The organism is Bifidobacterium kimbladii (genome assembly GCF_032193675.1).
Taxonomy (GTDB): Bacteria; Actinomycetota; Actinomycetes; order Actinomycetales; family Bifidobacteriaceae; genus Bombiscardovia; species Bombiscardovia kimbladii.
In genome coordinates this window covers 344,010-363,081 of sequence record NZ_JASTZZ010000001.1, presented here as the reverse complement: position 1 = coordinate 363,081, position 19,072 = coordinate 344,010, and the positions used below count along the sequence as shown (strand labels likewise).

Below are 19,072 nucleotides of genomic sequence, written 5' to 3'. Positions count from 1 at the left end.
TCTGTGGCGATCCGCCCCGGTCTGGGTACTCCCTGGCCGGGGCGGATGTCCATGAATGCGACGATGAGTCATAGACGCTTCGAGAAAGGAATCATGATGGCTGGAAATCCCCGCGCTGTACGCATAGCGGCCCTGATACAACGGGTCGTGGCTTCTGCGCTGGAGTCCCAGATGCACGATAAGCGCCTGGCAGGGGTCACTGTCACTGAGGTTCGGGTCACCAACGACCTGCAGATAGCCAAGATCTACTGGACCCAGCTGGGTCGGTCCGGTCATGAGGCCGGGGAACGCAAGCGTGCCCAGCAAGCCCTGCGGCAAGCCTCCGGCAGGCTGCGCACCCTGGTCGGCGCCCGGGCCGGTCTGCGGCTGACGCCTATGCTGCGCTTCATCTACGATGAGGTGCCTGCCGAGGCGACCGAGATTGAGGATGTGCTGACTGCAGCCCGTCACCGGGACGAGGCCATGGCCAAGGCCCGGGTCAATGCCAGCTATGCTGGCGACCCCGACCCGTACCGGCATGACGACGAGGAAGAGGACGATGGTTCGGGCTCTGCCCCTAATGAGCCTGCTGCAGAGGGTGCGAATGAAGCCGACCGCTGAGTCGTCGGATGGTATAGAGTCCGGTACCGCTGAACCGACCTCGGGCATCATCCTCGTTGACAAGCCGAGCGGTGTGACCAGCCATGACGTGGTGGCTGCCGTCCGCTCTGGCCTCGGCATGCGCCGCGTGGGCCATGCCGGGACCCTGGATCCCATGGCCACTGGCCTGCTGGTCGTAGGGTTCGGCCAGGCTACGCGTTTGCTGACGGTCATCGTCGGCCATGACAAAACCTACCGGGCCACCATGCGCCTGGGGCTGGCCACCACCACGGACGATGCGGACGGGGATTTGTTGCCCGTGCGTCCTGGAGCCGCGCAGAGGGTGGACGAGCTGACAGCCCAGGGTCTGCAGGATCTGATTGATCGCTGCTTCACCGGCTGGATCGACCAGGTGCCCGATGCCTTCTCCGCCATCAAGGTCAAGGGCAGGCGGGCCTATGACCTGGCTCGCGCAGGCCAGGAGGTCAAGCTGGAGCCCAGACGCATACGGATTGCATCCTTCCGTCTGCTCGACTTTCGCCGTGTGGATCTGCCCGACCAGGGCACCATAGTGGTTGATGTGGATGTGGAGGTGACCTGCTCCAGCGGCACCTACATCCGGGCCCTGGCTCGCGATCTGGGCGAGCAGCTGGATCTGGGCGGCCACCTGACTGCTTTGAGACGGATTCGCGTGGGTCCATTCGATCTGGAGAATCCCGAACTGGCGTCTACGGTTGCGGGCGGTCATGTGGTTCCTCACACATACCGGAACCGACAAGGTGAGACGGTTGTCCGCAGTCGTATGGTCCTGGACCGCGACCGGCAGGCGATCTTGGATGGCTCGCTGAGTCTGGCGCAGGCGGCATGCATGAGCATGCCTGTTCTGAACCTGGATGCCGATCAGGCCGCCAGAGTGGCTAACGGAGGATTCTTGGATCTGCCTGTCGCCGGGCTCACGGCCGCCCTGGCCGGACCTGAGAGCAGACAGCGTCTGGCTGCTATCCTAGTGCCCAGTACACGAGGCGGGGCCAAACCGGATGTGGTTTTCCATCCGGAGGCCTGAGTGTGCAGGCTCGGGTTGAGCCCCAGGGTCTTGCCAGGGTGCGACGGTGGGCATACAGTGCTTAAGGAATTTTCGGCGCCCGGGTTCGGGGGCCGCCATGACTAAGTGATGGGAAGCGGATGAAGGTCAGCCAGGTCAGCCCGGATGAGTCGGGCATCGTCAGTTGGCCGGGAACCTTGGGGGCCCGGTCCAGTGTGGTCACCATCGGTGTCTTCGATGGCATGCATCGGGGTCATCAGGCCCTCCTGCGCCAGGTGGTCGAGCTCGCGGCCAAGGGCCAGGATCGGCCCATGGCCCTGGTCTTCGACCCCAGTCCCAAACTGGTCCACAGCTACGCCGACAGCCATGACATGGTTGAACCGCCCTCGGATCTGATTCGCCATGACCCTGATCAGATCATGCCGATGGAGGAGCGCTTGCGGCTCATGGCCCAGCTGGGGCTGGAACAGGTTGTGGTGGTGCGATACACACTGGCCTTTGCGGCCAAATCCTATCGGTTCTTCCTCAAGCAGCTTACCGAACGGCTGGCCATGCGAACCCTGGTCTTGGGCCGTGATGCGCGAATGGGCGCAGGGCGAAGCGGCGACATCGGAGCCATCGGCGCCCTAGCAGACACCGGACTGTTCAACCTGGAAGTCGTGGACGACCAGGGCCCCGGCGACTGCACGCTGCCTGACGCTGACGGCCTGGAGCGACATCAGGTCAGGGCTTGGAGCAGTACCCACCTTCGGCAACTGATCCAGGACGGTGACGTGGATACGGCCTTGGATATTCTGGGTCGGCCTCACATGGTTCAAGGTATGGTGATCCATGGGGAGCAGCGGGGACGCCGCTTGGGATTTCCGACTGCCAATCTTGCACCTGACAGCCAGGGGATGATGCCCGCAGATGGGGTCTATGCGGGCTGGCTGGTTGACCTGGGTCTGCCTACGGATCCCATGGCCACGCCGGAGGGCCGTGAGGGTCGGCTGGCTCAGGGATCGCCCTGGCGGATGCCTGCCGCTATCTCCATCGGCACCAAGGAGACCTTCCTGGCCCCGGGTGAGCATATGCCACAAGTCCTGGAGGCCAACGCCGTGCGGCCGGATTGGGTGGATCTGTACGGCCACCGGGTCCGCGTGGAGTTTCTCAGCCGTCTGCGCGGTCAGAAGCGGTATGCGGGCGAGGAGCCCCTCAAACAACAGCTGGCCTTGGACGCCGATCGCACCCTGGAGCTGACCAAGGCGGCAGAAAGAGCGTTTTCCGTCAACTGAATACTGTAGGAACCTGGGAACTCACAGCCCTCTGAAATGGCTGAAGAACTCCCTGGTGCGCGGATTCTCGGACTCGTCCATGACCTCTTGGGGCGTCCCGTTCTCGGCGATGACACCGTCCAGCAGCAGGACCACCCGGTTGGCGGCATGATGGGCAAAACTCATTTCGTGGGTGGCCATGAGGATGGTGGTGCCACCAGCGGTCAGCTCCGAGACCATGGCCAGGACCTCGCCCACCAGCATGGGATCCAGGGCTGAGGTGATCTCATCCAGCAGGAGCAGTTCCGGGTCGGTCATCAGCGCTCGGGCGATGGCCACCCGTTGCTGTTGACCGCCGGAGAGCTGGTCGGGGTATGCTCCGGCCTTCTTCCTCATGCCGATGCGGTCCAGCAGTTCCAGGGCCCGCTCCCTGGCTTCTTCCTTGGGCATGCCATGAACCTTGATGGCCCCCAGAGTCACGTTTTTCAGGACGTTCATGTGGGGGAAGAGGTTGAACTGCTGGAAGACCACGCCGATTCTGGCTCGGCAGGCATCCTGGTTGATCCGCGGATCGGTGATGTCGGTGCCGCCCAGCCAGATCCTGCCGTCGTTGACGGTCTCCAGCAGGTTGATGCATTTCATCAGGGTGGACTTGCCCGAGCCGGATGGGCCCAGCAGAGCCACGGTCTCATGGGGCATGATGGTCATGGAGATGCCGCGCAGGACCTGGTTGCCCCCAGGGTAGGTCTTGCGCACATCCTCCAGACGGAGCACCGGTTGGTCCTGATTGGCGCCTGCCTGTTCGCTCATACCATGCCTCCGCTCTGTTCGCGCTTGCGCAACCGGTTGGCATACCAGTCGTTGAGAAGAATGAAGGGGACCGAGGTGGCGATGAAGAGCACTGAGGCCACCACGTAGGGGGTGAAGTTGTAGGAGGTGGCCACGATGATCTGGGCCGCTCGGACCGCGTCGACAGCTCCCAGAACCGAAATCAGCCCCACGTCCTTCTGCATGGAGATGAAGTCGTTCATCAGTGCCGGCGCCACCTTGCGCAGGGCCTGGGGGATGACGACCAGACGCATGGTTTGCCCCGAGGTCAGGCCCAGTGAGCGTGCCGACGCCCTCTGGGAGGGGCCGACATCCTGGAATCCTGCCCTCAGCACCTCGGCGATGTAGGCCGAATAGGAGAGGATGATCGCCACGGTGCCCAGCAGGGCTGCCGGAATCCGGCTGAAGATGGCCAGCCCGGGAATGCCGAAGCCGATCAGGTAGAGAACCACGATCATGGGGATGCCCCTCATGATCGTGGTATAGACCTGGGCCAGCACCCGCAGGGGAAAGAGCAGCGGATTCCGGCTGGTGCGGATCATGGCCAGCAGGGTGCCCAGCAGGGCCACGCCGATGACTGCGAAGAAGAGCACCTCCAGATTGAGCCAGAGCCCCTGGAGGACCTTGGGGAAGGCTTGGGCGAAGTAGGCACCGGAGAAAAACGACTGCTTGACCCGGGGCCAGCCAGGTGAGGCATGCAGACTCAGGGCGATCAGCAGGGCCAACACCAGCGTGCTGGCGATGCTGATCGCCACAGAGCGCAGATTCTGTCGACGCCCGTAGCGTTCCCGTTCCCGTTGGATATCGCTGACCGCGTCCTGTGCCGAGGTGGCCATGAACGACAAGGTTTCCTTTCTTCTCTCAGCCCAGCATGGGCAGGGAGGTGTAGACGTGCAGCCACTGCTTCTGCAGCTTGTCCAAGGTTCCATCCTTCTTCAGGGCCGTGACAGCTTTGGAAGCGGCAGGGGTCAGCTTGGAGCCCTTGGGCAGGACTATGCCCATGCCCTCCGGGTCCTGAGAGCCCTTGATCTGCCCGAGGATTTTGGCGTTCTTGACCTGCCCGGAATCGACCATGGTCACGGCTGACGGGGTGTCCACGACCAGCGCGTCGATCTGATTGGCATCCAAGGCTTGGGATGAAGCCACATCGTCATTGAAGGTGTCGATATCAGGCTTGACCAGTTTGTGAGCCATCTCGTAGGAGGTGGAGCCGACCATGGCTCCTATCTTGGCGTTCTTGATCTGGGCAAGGGAGGTGGCGGAAGCATATGGGGAGTTTTTTCTGACGACCAGCGACTGGGTGGAGTTGTAGTAGCTGGGCGTGAAGTCCACAGCCTGACGGCGCTCCGAGGTGATGGAGAACTGCTGGATGTTCAGATCGTAGTCCTTGCTGCCCGGGGCGATGGCGGCATCAAAGGTGGTCCGGGTCCAAGTGACGTGTGCCTTGTCAAATCCCATTTTCTCTGCCACTGCATAGGCCACGGCCGCCTCGTAGCCCTTGCCGGATTCGGGCTTGTTGTCCTGCACGTATGGGGCGTAGGCCGGATCTCCGGTGGCAATGGTCAGGGTGCCGGGTTTGATGGTCTGCTGGGTGATGTCCTGCTTGTCTGCTGACTGCCCGCTGTTGCCCGATGAGGAGCCACAGGCCGCGCCGGCCATGAGCGTGACTGTCGTGAGTGCGGCCGCCGTCAGCCTGCGTATGGTTTTCCTGGTGAAGATGGTCATGCTGATCTGCTCCTCGCGATGATGATGGGTGTCGGTCTTCCGGCGACTCCATCCTAGTCCGGCAGGTTAACGAGTCGGCGGGTGAGCGCCATAGGGTGCGATAGGGGACCAGCGGCCGCTGGCTCAGACCAGTCCCAGGGCCCCCAGGGCCTCGGCCAGATAGGTGACCTCGACCACTTCCAGTCCCTGAATGGGCTTGCGACCTCTTGAATGCCGGTCGGGCGGGACCAGCGCTCGCGTGAATCCCAGCCGAGCGGCCTCCTGCAGCCGGTGGTTGAGCTGAGGCACAGGCCTGACCTGCCCGGTCAATGAAATCTCGCCCATGGCACAGGTCGTGCGCAGGATGGGCCGGGACTTGGCTGCACTGGCCAGGGCGGCCACGATGGCCAGGTCGCATCCGGGTTCCTTGGCCAGCCCGCCGGCGATGGTGGACACATACAGGTCCCTTGTCAGCAGGTTGACCCGGCCGTGACGGTAGAGCACCGCGGCCAGCATGGCCAGGCGGTTGGCATCGATCCCGTTGGTGTTGCGTCTGGGCGTGGGCAGAACCGAGGAGGTGACCAGTGCCTGGATCTCGATGGGCAGGCTGCGGTGGCCGTCCAAGGTAAAGGTCACACAGGTGCCCTCCACCTCCTGCCCGGTCGTGGACAGGAAGAGCCCGGTGGGATCGCTGACCTCCTCGATACCCTGTTCGCTCATGTCGAAGCAGCCCACCTCGTCGGTGGGGCCGAACCGGTTCTTGACGGCCCTCAGCAGGCGCAGGGCGGTCTGGGAGTCACCCTCGAACTGGCAGACCACATCGACCAGATGCTCCAGGGTCCGCGGTCCGGCTATGGAGCCGTCCTTGGTCACGTGGCCGACCAGGAGGATGGGGATGTCGTGCGACTTGGCCATGTCGATCAGGCTGATGGCCACCTCACGCACCTGTGTGGAGCCTCCGGAAATGCCGTCGACCTGGTTGGAGACGATGGTTTGGGCCGAGTCCACAATGGCCAGCGCCGGCTTCTCACGCTCGATCAGCCCCAGCACTGTGGCCAGGTCGGTTGTGGAAGCCAGGAGCAGCGAGTCCTTGAGGGCCCCCACCCGACTAGCCCGCATCCGTACCTGGGCCTGGGACTCCTCACCCGACAGGTAGAGCACCTTGCCTCCCTGGCCGCCCCGGTCGGCTACGCGGCCGGCTGTCTCCAGCAGGAGAGTGGACTTGCCTATGCCCGGCTCGCCGGCAAGGAGGATGACCGATCCGGGTACGATGCCTCCGCCCAGGACCCGGTCGAACTCCCCGAATCCTGTAGGGATGCGCTTGACCTGGTCCGTGCCCACCCTGGTGATGGGCCGGGCCAGGCCGGTCTTTGGAGGTGTGGGCGCCGTATGGCTGCCTCCTGAGGAGGACAAGCCCCCTCCTGCGCCCACGCGGGCTTCGTGAAACTCCTCGATGGTTCCCCACTGGCCGCATTCCGGGCAGCGTCCGAACCACTTGCCGCCGGTCCATCCGCACTCCGTGCATACGTATTGCGTCGTCGTCTTGGCCATACCTGCACGCTATCGGGATTCAGGGACGAGGACCCGGGCTTTCACGCCATCTTCGCAGTGCCGACACCCTGCCCATGAGAGAATGGAGACATGGCTGACAATCCTTCTGCACCCCTGTCCTCTTCGCCCGATTCCTCTGCGCATGCCCGGCAACGCCGTCGACGTATAGGCTTGGTCATCGCCTTGGCTGCGGTAGTGGTTCTGGTGCTCCTGTCGGCTTTCGTATGGCCGCACTGGGCGGTGCGCAGCCAACAACCAGACGCACAGGCTCAGTCCTCCGCTTCTTCCCGTCCCTCCCAGGCCAGTCCAAAGACTACGGCGGCGCCCCTGCCGGATTCGGCCTCGGAGCTGCTCAAGGCCATGCCTGACACTGTGGGCGGCTTCGCTCGAGTCAAGGCTGATTCCGACAGCGAGTGGAGCACCCGTACGCCTATAGAGGAGTACAGCCTGGTTTACTCCACTGGCAGATCGGGCGGGGATGTGACCCTCCACCTGGCCCAGTGGTCCAGGAGCGAGGATGCCAAGGCCCTCTATGACAGCCAGTCCACAGGCATGTCCGGCAAGGAGCTGGCCTCTGGCAAGGTTCGCAGCGGCGGCACGGTCACAGGATCCTACCTGGAGAAGGCGGATGGTGACGACGAGCACAAGGCGCTGGTCATCTGGCAGAACGACACGGTGGTCTTCCGAGCCCAGGGTCAGCGGACAGCGCTGGAGGCTTTCTACAAGGCCTTTCCGCTCTGATCGTCCCCCAAGCGGTGTACGATAAGCAAGTTGGACACTTCCAGGTAACTAAGGATCGGAGGCTCGGATGGGTTCTGTCATCAAGAAGCGCCGCAAGCGGATGAGCAAGAAGAAGCACCGCAAACTGCTGCGCAAGACTCGTCACCAGCGCAAGTAGCTCTTTATGGCTTATGGCCCGCTAGGGCCGACGAAGCCCCCCGCATCGATTGGACGCGGGGGGCTTCATGTATATCCGTCTATTTTTCACTTGTTGGCGTTGGTCATGACCCGGGGACCATTGGGGTCGCCCACGATGACTGTGTCAACCATGTTGAGGAAGAGACCGTGTTCCACGACGCCCACAGTGGTGATCAGGTCCTGGGCCAGATCCTGCGGGTGCTCAATCCGCTCCAGATGCAGGTCGATGATGTGGTTGTGCTCGTCGGTCAGAACCGGCTGCCCCTGGCCGTCCATCCGCAGGACCGGGTTATAGCCGCGCTCCTTGAAGCGGTCCAGGACATGGCGCTCGCCAAAGGGGATGACCTCCACTGGCAGGGGGAAGCGGCCGATGGTGTCGACCACCTTTGACTCGTCCACGATCCAGACGATCTTTCGAGAGTTGGTGGCTACGATCTTCTCCCAGAGCAGGGCTGCGCCGCCGCCCTTGATGCCGTTGAAGTTCTTGTCGACCTCGTCGGCACCGTCGATGGTGACGTCGATGTGGTCTACCTGGTCGATGTCGACGATGCGGATTCCGTAGCCTTCAGCCTGTTCCTTGGTACGCCGAGAGGTGGTCACGCCGGTGAACTCCAGGCCCTCTTCCTTGACGCGCCGTCCAAGCTCATCCACGAAGAACCGAACCGTGGATCCGGTGCCCAGCCCGGCGGTCATGCCGTTCTCGACCAGCTTGGCTGCCTCGATGCCGGCGGCTTTCTTCAGTCTGTCCTGCTCGGTCTTGTCCATAGACGCTCCTTCATGCCCGCCATGCTTTTAACAGCTGATATCCGCGGGTCTTGTTCGTTCAGGTTCACTCCAGTGTAGACGATGGCCCTTGACGGTCCATGAACAGCTCAATCCTTGACTTCGATGGCATGCAGACGGAATGGGGCCTCCTGGATGTTCACGTAGCCGTCAGGGTCGATGGCGGCGTCCAGATCAATGCTGCCGACTATATGCAGGTCCTGTCCGGTGAACATGCTGCTGCCAGACGGAGGAGGCGTGATGCGGATCCGGCCGCTGGCTCTCAGCCCTCGAGCGCCGGAATTCTTGGTCTCTTGATCAACCGTGTCGGTGTCCGAAGTATCGTTGAAAGCCGGCGAGGGGTTGTCTTTTTGATCATCGGCTATGTCAGAAGCGGGCGTGTCATTGATGGCTTTAGACGGCACGTCGTCCCGCTCATCTGCTGCTGCGGCCGGCGACCCTGAGAATGTTGCGGCTACGGACTCGGCTTGCTCGGCATCCACGAACTCGGATTCGACGGCGGTTTCGGCCAGGTCCTTCTGCTCTTTCTGGCCCAGGCGAACCTTCTTGCGGCCAAGATCGTCCAGAACCTGGGGTCCTCCGTCCAGCTCCTCCTTGACTGTGGACGGCACCTGCGTGCCCTTGGCGTAGGGGGAGGCCAGCAGTGATCGCCAGCCCTCAACGGGCAGACAGCCTTCCCGATCGCCTTTGCCTGCAGCTGTGGCATAGCCGCGGGCCAGCGTGTCCACTTTCTCGTTGAAGGTGTCGCCGGCGTGGCCCTTGACCCAGACAAACCTGACTGATCCCGGCCGTGCCTGGATCTCCCGATCGATAGCCTCGATCAGAGGACGGTTCTTGACCGGCTTACCCTGGGAGTTCTTCCAGCCCTTCTTCTTCCACCCGGGCACCCAGGTGGTGGAGCAGTTGATGGCGTATTGGGAGTCGGTTTCGATGACCAGCGGGCGCTCGCCTGGGTGGGCTCGGAGCGCCTGCAGCACGGCGCATAGCTCGCCGATCTGATTGGTGCCGTTGCTTGCGCCGCCTGCATCTGCGTCGCCGCCCTCATGATCGGCCCAGGCCCAGCCCATGGGGCCGTTGGGATTGCTCAGTGCGCTGCCGTCGGTGGAGACGACCAGATTCTTGTCATTGGTCATGGTTCCAGCCTAGACAAACAGATAGAGAACCCCTGCGCCAGCGATGGTCCTGTCTGCAGCTCAGCCCAGGGCCTTGGCGACCACCTGGTCGGCATCGTCCAGAACCTGATCCAGGGCCTCGGGGGAAACGAAGGATTCGGCGTAGACCTTGTAGATGTTCTCCGTGCCGGAGGGGCGGGCGGCGAACCAGTTGTTCCGGGTGGTCACCTTGATGCCGCCGATTTTGGCCCCGTTGCCCGGCGCTTCGGTCAGCTTGGCAGTGATGGGCTCGCCAGCCAGGGTGGAGGCCGTCACATCATCGCCGTTCAGCTGGGCGAACTTCTGCTTCTGCTCCAAGGTGGTCGGGGTGTCGACCCGCTTGTACCAGCTTTGGCCGAAGCGCTCCACCTGCTCCTGGTGGAGCTGGGCCGGGTTCTTTCCGGTCTTGGCTGTGATCTCGGCAGCCAGGAGGTCGGGGATCAGCCCGTCCTTGTCGGTCGTCCAGACGCGGCCGTCCCGACGCAGGAAGCTCATCCCTGAGCTCTCCTCGCCGCCGAAGGCCACCTCTCCCTTGAAGAGGGGGTCGACGAACCACTTGAAGCCTACAGGCACCTCGATCAACCTGGCACCGATGGAGGCAGCCACACGGTCGATTAGGGAGGAGGAGACCAGGGTCTTGCCGATGCCGGCGCCCTTAGGCCATCCGGGACGGTTGCCGGAGAAGAGGTATTCCACGCAGACGGCGATGTAGTGGTTGGGGTTCATGACCCCTGTTCCTGGGCAGACGATGCCATGCCTGTCGGCGTCCGGATCGGTGCCGCCCACCAGGTCGTAGGAGTCCCAGGCCCCTGCATTCAGGCGATCCACCAGGCCCTTCATGGCATAGGGGGAGCTGGGATCCATGCGGATCTTCCCGTCGTGGTCGATGGTCATGAACCGCCAGGTCGGATCCACCTCGGGGTTGACGACGCCGATGTTCAGCCCGTACTTTTCGTTGATCAGCGGCCAGTAGTTGACCGAGGCCCCGCCCAGCGGATCGATGCCCAGGCGGACTCCAGAGGATCTGATCAGGTCGAAGTCGATGACATTGCCCAGGTCGGCCACGTAATGTTCCCGGTAGTCGAAGCGCTCCACCAGGTCGGATTTGATGGCATCTTCAAAGGGGATCCGCTTGACCCGCCTGTAGTCGCCCAGGAGCTCGTTGGCCCGTTGCGCTATGGCATTGGTGGTTTCAGCCGGAGCCGGGCCGCCTGTGGGCGGGTCATACTTGAATCCGCCGTCGGTGGGCGGGTTGTGGGAGGGGGTGACCACGATGCCATCGGCCAGGTCCTTGCCGGAGAAGCGCTGGGTCCCGTCGGCCGCCCGGTTGTGTGTCAGGATGGCCTGAGAGACGGTGGGGGTGGGAGTGTAGTCATCATTGGCGTCAATGCGCACCCGTACGCCGTTGGCTGTCAGGACCTCGATAGCGGTCTTCCAGGCGGGCAGGGAGAGGGCGTGGGTATCGCGGCCCAGATAGAGCGGTCCGGTGACGCCATCCTTGGCTCGCTGTTCGGCTATGGCCTGGCTGATGGCCACGATGTGGGCCTCGTTGAAGGAGGTGGTCAGGGCGGAGCCGCGATGCCCGGAGGTGCCGAAGGACACCCGCTGGGAGAGCGTGGAGGGGTCGGGGATGAGATCGTAGTACCTGCCGATCAGATCGTCGACGTTGATCAGATCTTTGGGGCTGGCAGGCTTGCCCGCGTTCTGTGCTGTCATGGCTCCCATCATGCCACCCCGGCATGAGAAAGCGTGCAGATGGGGGAACAGGCTCCTTCGGTCTCAGTCGGACTGGGGAACCCGCACGTTCAGAGCCCGGTGCTCCACGCTGAGTGCGATGTGGCAGGTTTCGCCCAGAATGTCGCCGTCCACCTGAGCCAGGGCGGGCTTCTCCAGACGGATTTCTGCCTTGGTCCCCTGCAGCTGGACGATGGTGGAGTTGGTCGACAGGGGGCTCTGGCTGGCCTTTCGGGTGATGGTCTGATGCATGACGTCTCCGAAGAGATTGGCCCAGCCGATCAGGCCAGCGGAGGTGTCGATGATCTCGAAGTCCAGGATGCCGTCCTCGTAGGAGGCGTCGGGCATCAGGGAGAATCCTGGGATCTCCCCACAGTTGCCGGCCATGAAGGTGCGGAAGGTCACCGAGGTGTTGGTCTGTGTGACCTGGTCGGGCCGGGTAATGGTGATGTCGGCTGTGTATTTGGGTGCGAACAGATGTTTGGCGCCGCTGATGAAGTAGGCCAGCCAGCTGACCGTCTTCTTCAGATTGGGGTCGGTGTCATCAATCATCAGGGCGTCGAAGCCGATGCCGGCGATGATCAGGAAGGCATGACCACGGCCTTGTTCCTGATCATCCTGGTCCAGCAGAGCCATGCGGCCCACGTCGACCTGGGTGGATCCGTACGAGGTGGCCACGGCCAGGGCGGCGTCCAGATCGCCAACGGGAATGCCCATGTTCCTTGCGAAGAGATTCCCGGTTCCTATAGGGATGATGCCCATGACATGGTCGCTGGATGCCATGGCGCTGGCTACGGTGCGTACGGTCCCGTCCCCGCCCACGGCAACGACTACGTTGGCTCCACGCTCCAGTGCCATGCGGGCGCAAGCCTTTCCGTCCTGATCCAGCTGGGTTTCGATGAAGCTGAATTCGCGGATGCCCTTATCGCGGCAGTATTGCTGGATGCGCTCGCGGGCAGCGGCGGCCTGGGGCTTGGAGGGGTTGATGACGAAAGCGTAGCTGAGTTGGTCGTCGTCACGAGCCAAGAGCTGCATGGCGAGCCTATGCCGCCTTTGGGCGCGGACAATTAGCACCACTGCCGTGACGACAATGGCCGCCACCGCCAGGATGCCGAGGATGACGACCGCTGGAATTGGCATGATTCTATTGTGCGCGCGGTGTCGACCCGAATCCCCCTGGGTGTGTCCGACGTGAACGAACCCTCTACAGCAATCACGCTGACAGTATCAGTTGATTGAGTTATGGAAACCGGAAAGTTATGATGTCATTCGGTCCATGTGGTCCCTTCGGTCTGGAGCTGCAACGGCTTCGTGCGCTGGAAGTCCGGGAAAGCCCGGGGGTATGGGAAGAGGAGGCAGGCATGGATAAGTACAAGAGCGTGTTCGACATCATAGGACCCATCATGATTGGACCCTCCAGCTCGCACACAGCCGGGGCCGTGGCCATCGGTCGGGTTGGGCACATCCTTGCCGGCGGTGTCCCCAGCCGTGCCGACATTCATTATTATGATTCCTTCGCTCGCACGCACAGCGGCCACGGTACCGACTATGCCATCATCAGCGGCCTGCTGGGTTTTGCGCCGGATGACTCCCGGGTGCCGGATGCCATCGGCATCGCCCGCAGACAGGGCATGGATTTGACCTTCCACGAGGAGGACGAACCCAGTCCCATCGACCACCCGAACACCGCCGTCCTGGACTTGCAGGGCCCAGCCGGTCGGGTGATCTACGCGGCTTGTTCCATCGGGGGCGGAACCATTGAAGTGCGGCGTATCAACTTGGACGGCTGCCTGATCACTCCTCCAGGGCTTTTGCCCATCCTGCTGGTGGAACTGGATGAATCCGACAAGGGCTCCAGTCGGCGGTTGGAGCGTATACGCGATCTGCTCCGGGAAGAGGGCGTGACTAAGCAGACCAGGTATGAGCCTGCGGGTCCGGCCGGCACGGCAGTGTACGAGTTCGATTTGGACAATCCGCTGTCCACGCAGCGGCAGCAGCAGATTGCCGGTCACTCGTCCCGCATGATTTATATCGACTAGGAGGCATGGCGCATGTTCACTTCGATCGCTGAACTCGTGAGTATGGCTCAAGAGCGCGGCTCGTCGATATCGGAAGTGGCCATCGAGGAGGAAGTGCGGCGTTCGCACCAGACGCGCGAGCAGATCTGGGCAAGAATGGCCAAGAACCTGCAGGTCATGCAGGCTGCTGTGGCCAGAGGGTCCCAGGGCGATGGCGTGTTTTCCAAGACCGGGCTGAGCGGAGGACAGGCCGCTCTGCTGGATCATTACCGGAAGAAGCGAACCAGCCTGAGCGGCGATGCCATGCTGCAGGCTGTCGAGGCCGCCATGGCCACCAATGAGGTCAATGCGGCCATGGGCATCATCTGCGCGACGCCTACGGCCGGTTCCTCGGGAACACTGCCCGGAGTGCTCACTGTGCTCAAGAACCGACTGGGGCTGGATGACGATGGGCTGATCCGCTGCCTGTTCACGGCAGGGGCTTTCGGACTGGTCACGGCCAACAAGGCGATGATTTCCGGAGCTACAGGCGGTTGCCAGGCCGAGGTGGGCAGCGCATCCGGCATGGCTGCCGCTGCTGCGGTTGAGGGTGCAGGAGGCGATCCCGATGCCTGCGCCCAAGCCTTCGCCATAGCCATGAGCAATCTGCTGGGACTGGTCTGCGATCCCGTGGCCGGACTGGTGGAGGTGCCCTGCGTCAATCGCAACGCCATCGGTACCGCCAACGCTTTGATCGCTGCTGACATCGCCTTGTCGGGTGGTGTCAGCAGGATCCCGCCCGACGAGGTCATCGCAGCCATGAAGTCCATCGGCGAAAGCATGCCCTCATCACTGAGAGAGACCGGCATCGGCGGACTGGCGGGCACCCCCACCGGCAAACGGTTCCGCAAGACTGTATTCGGCCAGTGATTCGTGGCAGACGCGTATAAGGGACGGCTGGTTCGCGTCTGCCTTCCCGCCGCGGCCGGCCCGGTTGCAGCAGAGGCCATGGGACTTGGAAGGAGGTGTGCGGGGCCGGTTTCCGTGTCCTTTGAAAGTCATACAATTCAGATATGTTAGATATCAGGTTCATTCAGGAACATCCGGATGTTGTCCGTGAATCACAGCGCAAGCGCGGCGAATCGGTCGAACTCGTCGACGAAGTGCTGAAGGCGGACAGCGAGCGCAGGGCTGCACTCCAGGATTACGAGAGCTGCAGGGCCGAGCAGAAGTCGCTCGGCAAGCGCATGGGTTCGGCGTCTCCTGATGAGAAAGCCGACCTTCTGGCCCGGACCAAGAGCCTGTCCGAGAAGGTGAATGCCTGCAAGTCAGCCTCCGACGAGGCCAATGCCAAGTACACCGATCTCATGTGGAAGTTCAGCAACGTAGTGGAGCCCGAGGCGCCCGAGGGCGGCGAGGACGACTACGTGGTGGTCAAGAAGGTCGGTACCCCGCGCGACTTCACCAAGGAGGGCTTCGAGCCCAAGAACCACCTGGACCTGGGCGTGGGCGTGGCTGGCATCGACATGCGCAGGGGCGTCAAGATTTCCGGTTCCCGCTTCTACTTCCTGCGCGGTGACGTGGCCCGGTTGGAGATCGCCATGCTGACCATGGCCGTGGACCAGGCCATGGAGCACGGATTCATTCCCACCATTACACCCACCTTGGTCCGGCCCGAGGTCATGGCCGGCACCGGCTTTCTGAACGCGCATGCAGACGAGATCTACCGTCTGCGTGAGCCTGACGACCAGTATCTGGTGGGCACCTCCGAGGTTTCTCTGGCCGGCATGCACGAGGATGAGATTCTGGATCTGAGCCAAGGCCCGTTGCGCTACTGTGGCTGGTCCAGCTGCTACCGGCGGGAGGCTGGCTCTGCTGGCAAGGACACCATGGGCATCATCCGCGTCCACCAGTTCGACAAGGTGGAGATGTTCGTCTACTGCAAGCAGGAGGACTCCCGTGATCAGCACCAGCAGCTGCTGGCCATGGAGCAGGAGATGCTGGCCAAGGTGGACGTGCCTTACCGGATCATCGACACCGCGGCGGGAGACCTGGGGTCTTCGGCTGCGCGCAAGTTCGACTGCGAGGCCTGGGTGCCCACCCAGGGTCGCTACCGCGAGCTGACGTCAACCTCCAACTGCACCGAATACCAGGCCCGCCGCCTCAACGAGCGCGAGCGGCTGGAGGACGGCTCCACGCGTCCCGTCAGCACCCTGAACGGGACCCTGGCCACCACCCGTTGGTTGGTCGCCATTCTGGAGAACCACCAGAACGCCGACGGCTCCATCGTCATCCCTGAGGCCATGCGCTCCTATGTGGGCGGCAAGGAGGTCATCGAGCCCAAGACCTGGGAGGCCTGAGCCGCCTCTGCTGGGATCGACCGACATTCCGTTGGTGGTTGGACCAACCTTGATGTCGTATGATGAGTGACGTGTCTGATTGGCACGTCTTTTGGACAGGTGTCTGAGCGGCCGAAAGAGACGGTCTTGAAAACCGTTGTGGCGCAAGCCACCGCGGGTTCGAATCCCGCCCTGTCCGCCTGATTGATGCCCCGGAGCCATATCCGGGGCATTCTTGTATTCGCTGAAGCGTATGTTTCCAGTCCAGAGGTCAGCGGTTGCGCAGCGGTGTGAGTTGGAGCCCGGTGCTTACAATAAAGGACGGTAGCCATGCGTAATCACGCGAGCCGGCCCTTGGGCGCCGACTCTGCAAGGGAAAGGTCGGGTCGTGGATCAATTCATCGCCATTGTCTCTCTCATCGGGGATTGGTTGCTTTTCACATTCCCTCTCTTCCAGGGGCTGATGGAGCTGCAGGAATATCAGGAGCTCCTGGACGACTTTGATCAGCTCAGCAAGAATTGGGATGAGGTCTCGCCCTGGTGGTGGCTGGTGCCCATCGTCAAGATTCAGCTGGAACGTAAACGCGGGCACGAAATTCTCCGTCAGGCTACCAGGACCAGATCAGAACGTCGACGGGCGCTGAGCTTCCTTGACCAGGCAACTGCCTGGTACTTCGTGTCGGTCGCAGGCTGGCTGAAGATGATCTCCTCCTCTTATGAATTGCTGGAGACATACGATGCCGAAGAGAACATATGGCTGCTGGTCCTTCTGATCGTCCTGCTGACCTCCGGCGGTCTCTTCAACGCATACTATCGCATAGACAGGAAGCGGATAGGCCAGAAGGAGAAGGAGCTGAAGCCCGACTCGGAGGTGGCCAACGACTGATGAGGCACCCATGAGACTTGGCAACGGCAGCACTGATCCTGCAGCCAGAGTAGACCTTGGCGCCCCGGCCGGTATGGATAAGAAGCCATTAGATTCGGGGGACAGGATGGTTCCCAAGCCGGTGCGAGAGCTTCTGGATGATTTGAGAACAAATTGGCGCGTCGTACAGCATCCGCCCTTGGACACCATCGACCAGGGCATGGAGCTGGGCATTGCTGACCTGCTGGGGCTCTCTGTGGAAAACCTCTCCAAGTCCCTGCTGCTGGAGGATGCTGGAGGTCTGCCGATACTCCTGGTGGCCCAGGGCATAAGGCGGCCTGATTTGCGCCAGGTGCGAGAGTTGGTCGGATGCCGAAGGCTGCACATGGCCCCGGCTGCCACCCTGCGCCAATGTCTGGATACGGTGCCGGGGCGGGTCTCGCTGCTGGATCTTGTGGACTATCGCGGCCAGGTGGATACCGTTGTCCTGGACGGTAATCTTGTGGCAACTGATCAACAGACAGCACTACCGCTGGGCTCCGATGAGGTGTCCGTCTGTCTGCCCGGCTCCTGCCTGCCGGATCTTGCAAGGAAGCTGGTATCCCAGGTGCTCATACTGCCGGAGAATTGAAGCCGTCGACTCAGCCATTGCTCCTGGTCTCTGCCCTGAGAGAAGCTGGAAACCGTTGTGCGCGAAGGAGGGAAGGAGCAGACCGGTGAGGCTGAATCCGTCTAGAGGAAAGCCGTCGGCAGATGAGATGGATCAGACCCATCGTTCCGACCAGCTGCAGGCGACCAGATCGGGTCGAGCAAGCCGGTGGCTGGTGGCGTTCAGGGCCGCCTGTTGCGGACTGTTGGTGGGAGTGCTGGTGGTGCTCTACCGGCAGGGCATCGGCTACGGCACACAGTTCGCTCGATGGGCCTACGCACAGATGCGTGACCGGCCCCTGATGATTCTTCCTTGGCTGCTGGCCGCCCTACTGGTGGGCCTGGCCCTGGCCTGGATGGTCGGCCGGGTTCCCATGGCCTCCGGCTCCGGCATCCCGCAGGTGGAGGGTGTGGTCATCCACGGCATGCGCATGCCTGCCCTGCCTGTGCTGGGCGTACGATTCCTGGGCGGTCTGGCCTGCGGCATGTTCGGCCTGTCTTTGGGGCGCGAGGGGCCCTCGGTGCAGATCGGCGCGGCCGGTTCCCAGCTGGTTTCCCGAGGATTGCGCCGAGACCGTGTGGAGGAGACCTGCCTGGTGACCTCCGGCGCGGCTGCCGGCCTGTCTGCAGCATTCAACGCGCCCTTGTCGGGGATGGTCTTCGCCCTGGAGGAGATCCACCGGTCCTTTTCTCCAATGATTCTTCTGTCAGCAGCCATGGCCTGCCTGAGTGCTGATTTCATTGCCAAAAACCGTTTCGGCCTGCGTCCGGTCCTGGACTTCACAGCTATGCCACAGCTGACCATCGCCCAGTATCTGCTGATGATCCCCCTTGGGCTGGTGGCCGGCCTTGTGGGAGCTGCCATGAACCGTCTGCTGCTGGGAGCGCAGAGCCTTTACAGCCATCTGCCCTCGAAGCTGGGACCGGTGATCTCCCTCTTCCTGGCCCTGCCGGTCGGATTGGTGCTGCCTGCTGTTCTGGGTGGCGGCGAGGATCTGATCGGCAAGGCGGAAGGCGTTCGTGAGCTGGCCTGGTCGGTGGCCATCAACCTGCTGGTTCTGCTTCTGGTCAAGATGCTCTTTACGGCTACCTCCTTCGGCAGCGGTGCCCCCGGGGGCATCTTCATGCCCATCCTGGCAGTTGGCACGCTGACCGGATCACTGTGCGGGATGGGTGCGGCCGCCCTGGGAATGCCTGTTCGGATCATTCCGATCTGCGCGGTCTGTGCCATGGCAGGCACCCTGACGGCCTCGGTCAAGGCCCCCATAACCTCCATCCTGCTGACGGTGGAGATGTCCGGCTCTCTGGTCCATATGCTCCCCGTGGCCCTGTGCGCCTTCACAGCCCTGATGGTGTCTGATCTGCTAGGCGTCGAGCCCATTTACGAGGCTCTGTTGGAGCGTTACCGCCAAGGGCATGCTCCCGATGCCCAGGCCCCTGACAGGGTGACTGTCGAGTTCCCCATAGAGCATGGCAGCCCGGCGGCTGGTCGTCTGTTGGGGCAGGTCCCCTGGCCGAACGGATGCGCCGTAGTCGGTCTTCGCCGGGGCGAGCATCGGCTGATTCCCGCAGGAGATTTGCGGCTGCTTGCTGGAGACGGTGTCATCCTGCTCTGTCCGGGCGATCGTCTGGACCAGGCCCGTCAGGTCATGGAAGGCCTCTGCCGCTGACTGGTGGTGT

General features: G+C 62.7%; 19 protein-coding genes and 1 tRNA gene. 12 read left to right on the top strand and 8 right to left on the bottom strand.

Annotated elements, in window-relative coordinates; translation table 11 throughout:
• Positions 1 to 96 precede the first annotated feature (96 nt).
• From rbfA to ribF, 3 genes are all read left to right on the top strand, one after another.
• Entirely contained in the window at positions 97 to 600 is a 504-nt protein-coding gene (rbfA, locus tag QRX41_RS01540) for a 30S ribosome-binding factor RbfA (protein ID WP_313838272.1), read from the top strand.
• The gene (gene truB / locus QRX41_RS01535; RefSeq protein ID WP_313838270.1) at positions 584 to 1,642 is read left to right on the top strand and encodes a tRNA pseudouridine(55) synthase TruB; all 1,059 of its coding nucleotides are present in this window, start codon (positions 584 to 586) and stop codon (positions 1,640 to 1,642) included. The genes rbfA and truB overlap by 17 nt, the downstream gene beginning before the upstream one ends.
• Positions 1,643 to 1,761: 119 nt before the next feature.
• A complete protein-coding gene (ribF, locus tag QRX41_RS01530) occupies positions 1,762 to 2,895 on the top strand; it encodes a bifunctional riboflavin kinase/FMN adenylyltransferase (RefSeq protein WP_313838268.1) in 1,134 nt (377 codons plus the stop codon).
• A 21-nt stretch (positions 2,896 to 2,916) separates the two neighbouring features.
• Here the strand turns inward: ribF and QRX41_RS01525 are convergent, their stop codons facing one another.
• The 4 genes from QRX41_RS01525 to radA form a co-directional block, all read right to left on the bottom strand.
• A complete protein-coding gene (locus QRX41_RS01525; RefSeq protein WP_313838266.1) occupies positions 2,917 to 3,684 on the bottom strand; it encodes an amino acid ABC transporter ATP-binding protein in 768 nt (255 codons plus the stop codon).
• Entirely contained in the window at positions 3,681 to 4,538 is an 858-nt protein-coding gene (locus tag QRX41_RS01520; RefSeq protein ID WP_313838265.1) for an amino acid ABC transporter permease, read from the bottom strand. The genes QRX41_RS01525 and QRX41_RS01520 overlap by 4 nt, the downstream gene beginning before the upstream one ends.
• Before the next feature lie 25 nt (positions 4,539 to 4,563).
• Positions 4,564 to 5,427 (bottom strand): ABC transporter substrate-binding protein, encoded by an 864-nt coding sequence (locus QRX41_RS01515; RefSeq protein WP_045924794.1) that lies wholly within the window; start codon positions 5,425 to 5,427, stop codon positions 4,564 to 4,566.
• Positions 5,428 to 5,550: 123 nt separating this feature from the next.
• A complete protein-coding gene (gene radA, locus QRX41_RS01510; protein WP_313838263.1) occupies positions 5,551 to 6,957 on the bottom strand; it encodes a DNA repair protein RadA in 1,407 nt (468 codons plus the stop codon).
• A gap of 90 nt (positions 6,958 to 7,047) precedes the next feature.
• Between radA and QRX41_RS01505 the strand changes: the two genes are divergently transcribed.
• Positions 7,048 to 7,698 carry a hypothetical protein gene (locus QRX41_RS01505; protein WP_313838261.1) on the top strand — a complete coding sequence of 217 codons (651 nt, stop codon included), beginning with the start codon at positions 7,048 to 7,050 and terminating at the stop codon, positions 7,696 to 7,698.
• Positions 7,699 to 7,765: 67 nt separating this feature from the next.
• The gene (locus QRX41_RS01500; RefSeq protein WP_004268639.1) at positions 7,766 to 7,855 is read left to right on the top strand and encodes a 30S ribosomal protein bS22; all 90 of its coding nucleotides are present in this window, start codon (positions 7,766 to 7,768) and stop codon (positions 7,853 to 7,855) included.
• A gap of 86 nt (positions 7,856 to 7,941) precedes the next feature.
• Here QRX41_RS01500 and rpiA read toward each other — a convergent pair whose 3' ends face one another.
• The 4 genes from rpiA to QRX41_RS01480 all read right to left on the bottom strand — a co-directional run bounded on the left by rpiA (position 7,942) and on the right by QRX41_RS01480 (position 12,683).
• Positions 7,942 to 8,640 carry a ribose-5-phosphate isomerase RpiA gene (rpiA, locus tag QRX41_RS01495; protein WP_144085067.1) on the bottom strand — a complete coding sequence of 233 codons (699 nt, stop codon included), beginning with the start codon at positions 8,638 to 8,640 and terminating at the stop codon, positions 7,942 to 7,944.
• 107 nt (positions 8,641 to 8,747) lie between these two features.
• Positions 8,748 to 9,791 (bottom strand): ribonuclease H family protein, encoded by a 1,044-nt coding sequence (locus QRX41_RS01490; protein WP_313838259.1) that lies wholly within the window; start codon positions 9,789 to 9,791, stop codon positions 8,748 to 8,750.
• A gap of 60 nt (positions 9,792 to 9,851) precedes the next feature.
• Positions 9,852 to 11,525, bottom strand: coding sequence for a phosphoglucomutase (alpha-D-glucose-1,6-bisphosphate-dependent) (pgm, locus tag QRX41_RS01485; protein WP_313838257.1), 1,674 nt, complete (start codon positions 11,523 to 11,525; stop codon positions 9,852 to 9,854).
• A gap of 63 nt (positions 11,526 to 11,588) precedes the next feature.
• Positions 11,589 to 12,683: a diacylglycerol/lipid kinase family protein gene (locus QRX41_RS01480; protein ID WP_313838255.1), complete on the bottom strand. Its 1,095-nt coding sequence runs from the start codon at positions 12,681 to 12,683 to the stop codon at positions 11,589 to 11,591.
• A gap of 221 nt (positions 12,684 to 12,904) precedes the next feature.
• Between QRX41_RS01480 and QRX41_RS01475 the strand changes: the two genes are divergently transcribed.
• The 7 genes from QRX41_RS01475 (at position 12,905) to QRX41_RS01445 (ending at position 19,062) form a co-directional block, all read left to right on the top strand.
• Complete coding sequence (locus QRX41_RS01475) at positions 12,905 to 13,582, top strand: serine dehydratase beta chain (protein WP_313838253.1); 678 nt, start codon at positions 12,905 to 12,907, stop codon at positions 13,580 to 13,582.
• A 12-nt stretch (positions 13,583 to 13,594) separates the two neighbouring features.
• Positions 13,595 to 14,470: an L-serine ammonia-lyase, iron-sulfur-dependent, subunit alpha gene (gene sdaAA, locus QRX41_RS01470; protein WP_313838251.1), complete on the top strand. Its 876-nt coding sequence runs from the start codon at positions 13,595 to 13,597 to the stop codon at positions 14,468 to 14,470.
• A gap of 143 nt (positions 14,471 to 14,613) precedes the next feature.
• Positions 14,614 to 15,900, top strand: coding sequence for a serine--tRNA ligase (serS, locus tag QRX41_RS01465; protein WP_313838249.1), 1,287 nt, complete (start codon positions 14,614 to 14,616; stop codon positions 15,898 to 15,900).
• Between the two features lie 93 nt (positions 15,901 to 15,993).
• Positions 15,994 to 16,078: transfer RNA gene (locus tag QRX41_RS01460), tRNA-Ser, on the top strand.
• 189 nt (positions 16,079 to 16,267) lie between these two features.
• Complete coding sequence (locus tag QRX41_RS01455; protein WP_313838247.1) at positions 16,268 to 16,765, top strand: hypothetical protein; 498 nt, start codon at positions 16,268 to 16,270, stop codon at positions 16,763 to 16,765.
• Between the two features lie 10 nt (positions 16,766 to 16,775).
• Positions 16,776 to 17,375, top strand: a complete 600-nt coding sequence (locus QRX41_RS01450; RefSeq protein WP_313838246.1) for a YbaK/EbsC family protein — start codon at positions 16,776 to 16,778, stop codon at positions 17,373 to 17,375.
• A gap of 127 nt (positions 17,376 to 17,502) precedes the next feature.
• Positions 17,503 to 19,062, top strand: a complete 1,560-nt coding sequence (locus QRX41_RS01445; protein WP_396176783.1) for a ClC family H(+)/Cl(-) exchange transporter — start codon at positions 17,503 to 17,505, stop codon at positions 19,060 to 19,062.
• The last annotated feature ends 10 nt before the right edge of the window (positions 19,063 to 19,072 follow it).

Coding starts and splice junctions, on each gene's coding strand:
- rbfA (WP_313838272.1), top strand. CDS start 97: ATGGCTGGAAATCCCCGCGCTGTACGCATAGCGGCCCTGATACAACGG.
- truB (WP_313838270.1), top strand. CDS start 584: ATGAAGCCGACCGCTGAGTCGTCGGATGGTATAGAGTCCGGTACCGCT.
- ribF (WP_313838268.1), top strand. CDS start 1,762: ATGAAGGTCAGCCAGGTCAGCCCGGATGAGTCGGGCATCGTCAGTTGG.
- QRX41_RS01525 (WP_313838266.1), bottom strand. CDS start 3,684: ATGAGCGAACAGGCAGGCGCCAATCAGGACCAACCGGTGCTCCGTCTG.
- QRX41_RS01520 (WP_313838265.1), bottom strand. CDS start 4,538: ATGGCCACCTCGGCACAGGACGCGGTCAGCGATATCCAACGGGAACGG.
- QRX41_RS01515 (WP_045924794.1), bottom strand. CDS start 5,427: ATGACCATCTTCACCAGGAAAACCATACGCAGGCTGACGGCGGCCGCA.
- radA (WP_313838263.1), bottom strand. CDS start 6,957: ATGGCCAAGACGACGACGCAATACGTATGCACGGAGTGCGGATGGACC.
- QRX41_RS01505 (WP_313838261.1), top strand. CDS start 7,048: ATGGCTGACAATCCTTCTGCACCCCTGTCCTCTTCGCCCGATTCCTCT.
- QRX41_RS01500 (WP_004268639.1), top strand. CDS start 7,766: ATGGGTTCTGTCATCAAGAAGCGCCGCAAGCGGATGAGCAAGAAGAAG.
- rpiA (WP_144085067.1), bottom strand. CDS start 8,640: ATGGACAAGACCGAGCAGGACAGACTGAAGAAAGCCGCCGGCATCGAG.
- QRX41_RS01490 (WP_313838259.1), bottom strand. CDS start 9,791: ATGACCAATGACAAGAATCTGGTCGTCTCCACCGACGGCAGCGCACTG.
- pgm (WP_313838257.1), bottom strand. CDS start 11,525: ATGACAGCACAGAACGCGGGCAAGCCTGCCAGCCCCAAAGATCTGATC.
- QRX41_RS01480 (WP_313838255.1), bottom strand. CDS start 12,683: ATGCCAATTCCAGCGGTCGTCATCCTCGGCATCCTGGCGGTGGCGGCC.
- QRX41_RS01475 (WP_313838253.1), top strand. CDS start 12,905: ATGGATAAGTACAAGAGCGTGTTCGACATCATAGGACCCATCATGATT.
- sdaAA (WP_313838251.1), top strand. CDS start 13,595: ATGTTCACTTCGATCGCTGAACTCGTGAGTATGGCTCAAGAGCGCGGC.
- serS (WP_313838249.1), top strand. CDS start 14,614: ATGTTAGATATCAGGTTCATTCAGGAACATCCGGATGTTGTCCGTGAA.
- QRX41_RS01450 (WP_313838246.1), top strand. CDS start 16,776: ATGAGACTTGGCAACGGCAGCACTGATCCTGCAGCCAGAGTAGACCTT.
- QRX41_RS01445 (WP_396176783.1), top strand. CDS start 17,503: ATGGATCAGACCCATCGTTCCGACCAGCTGCAGGCGACCAGATCGGGT.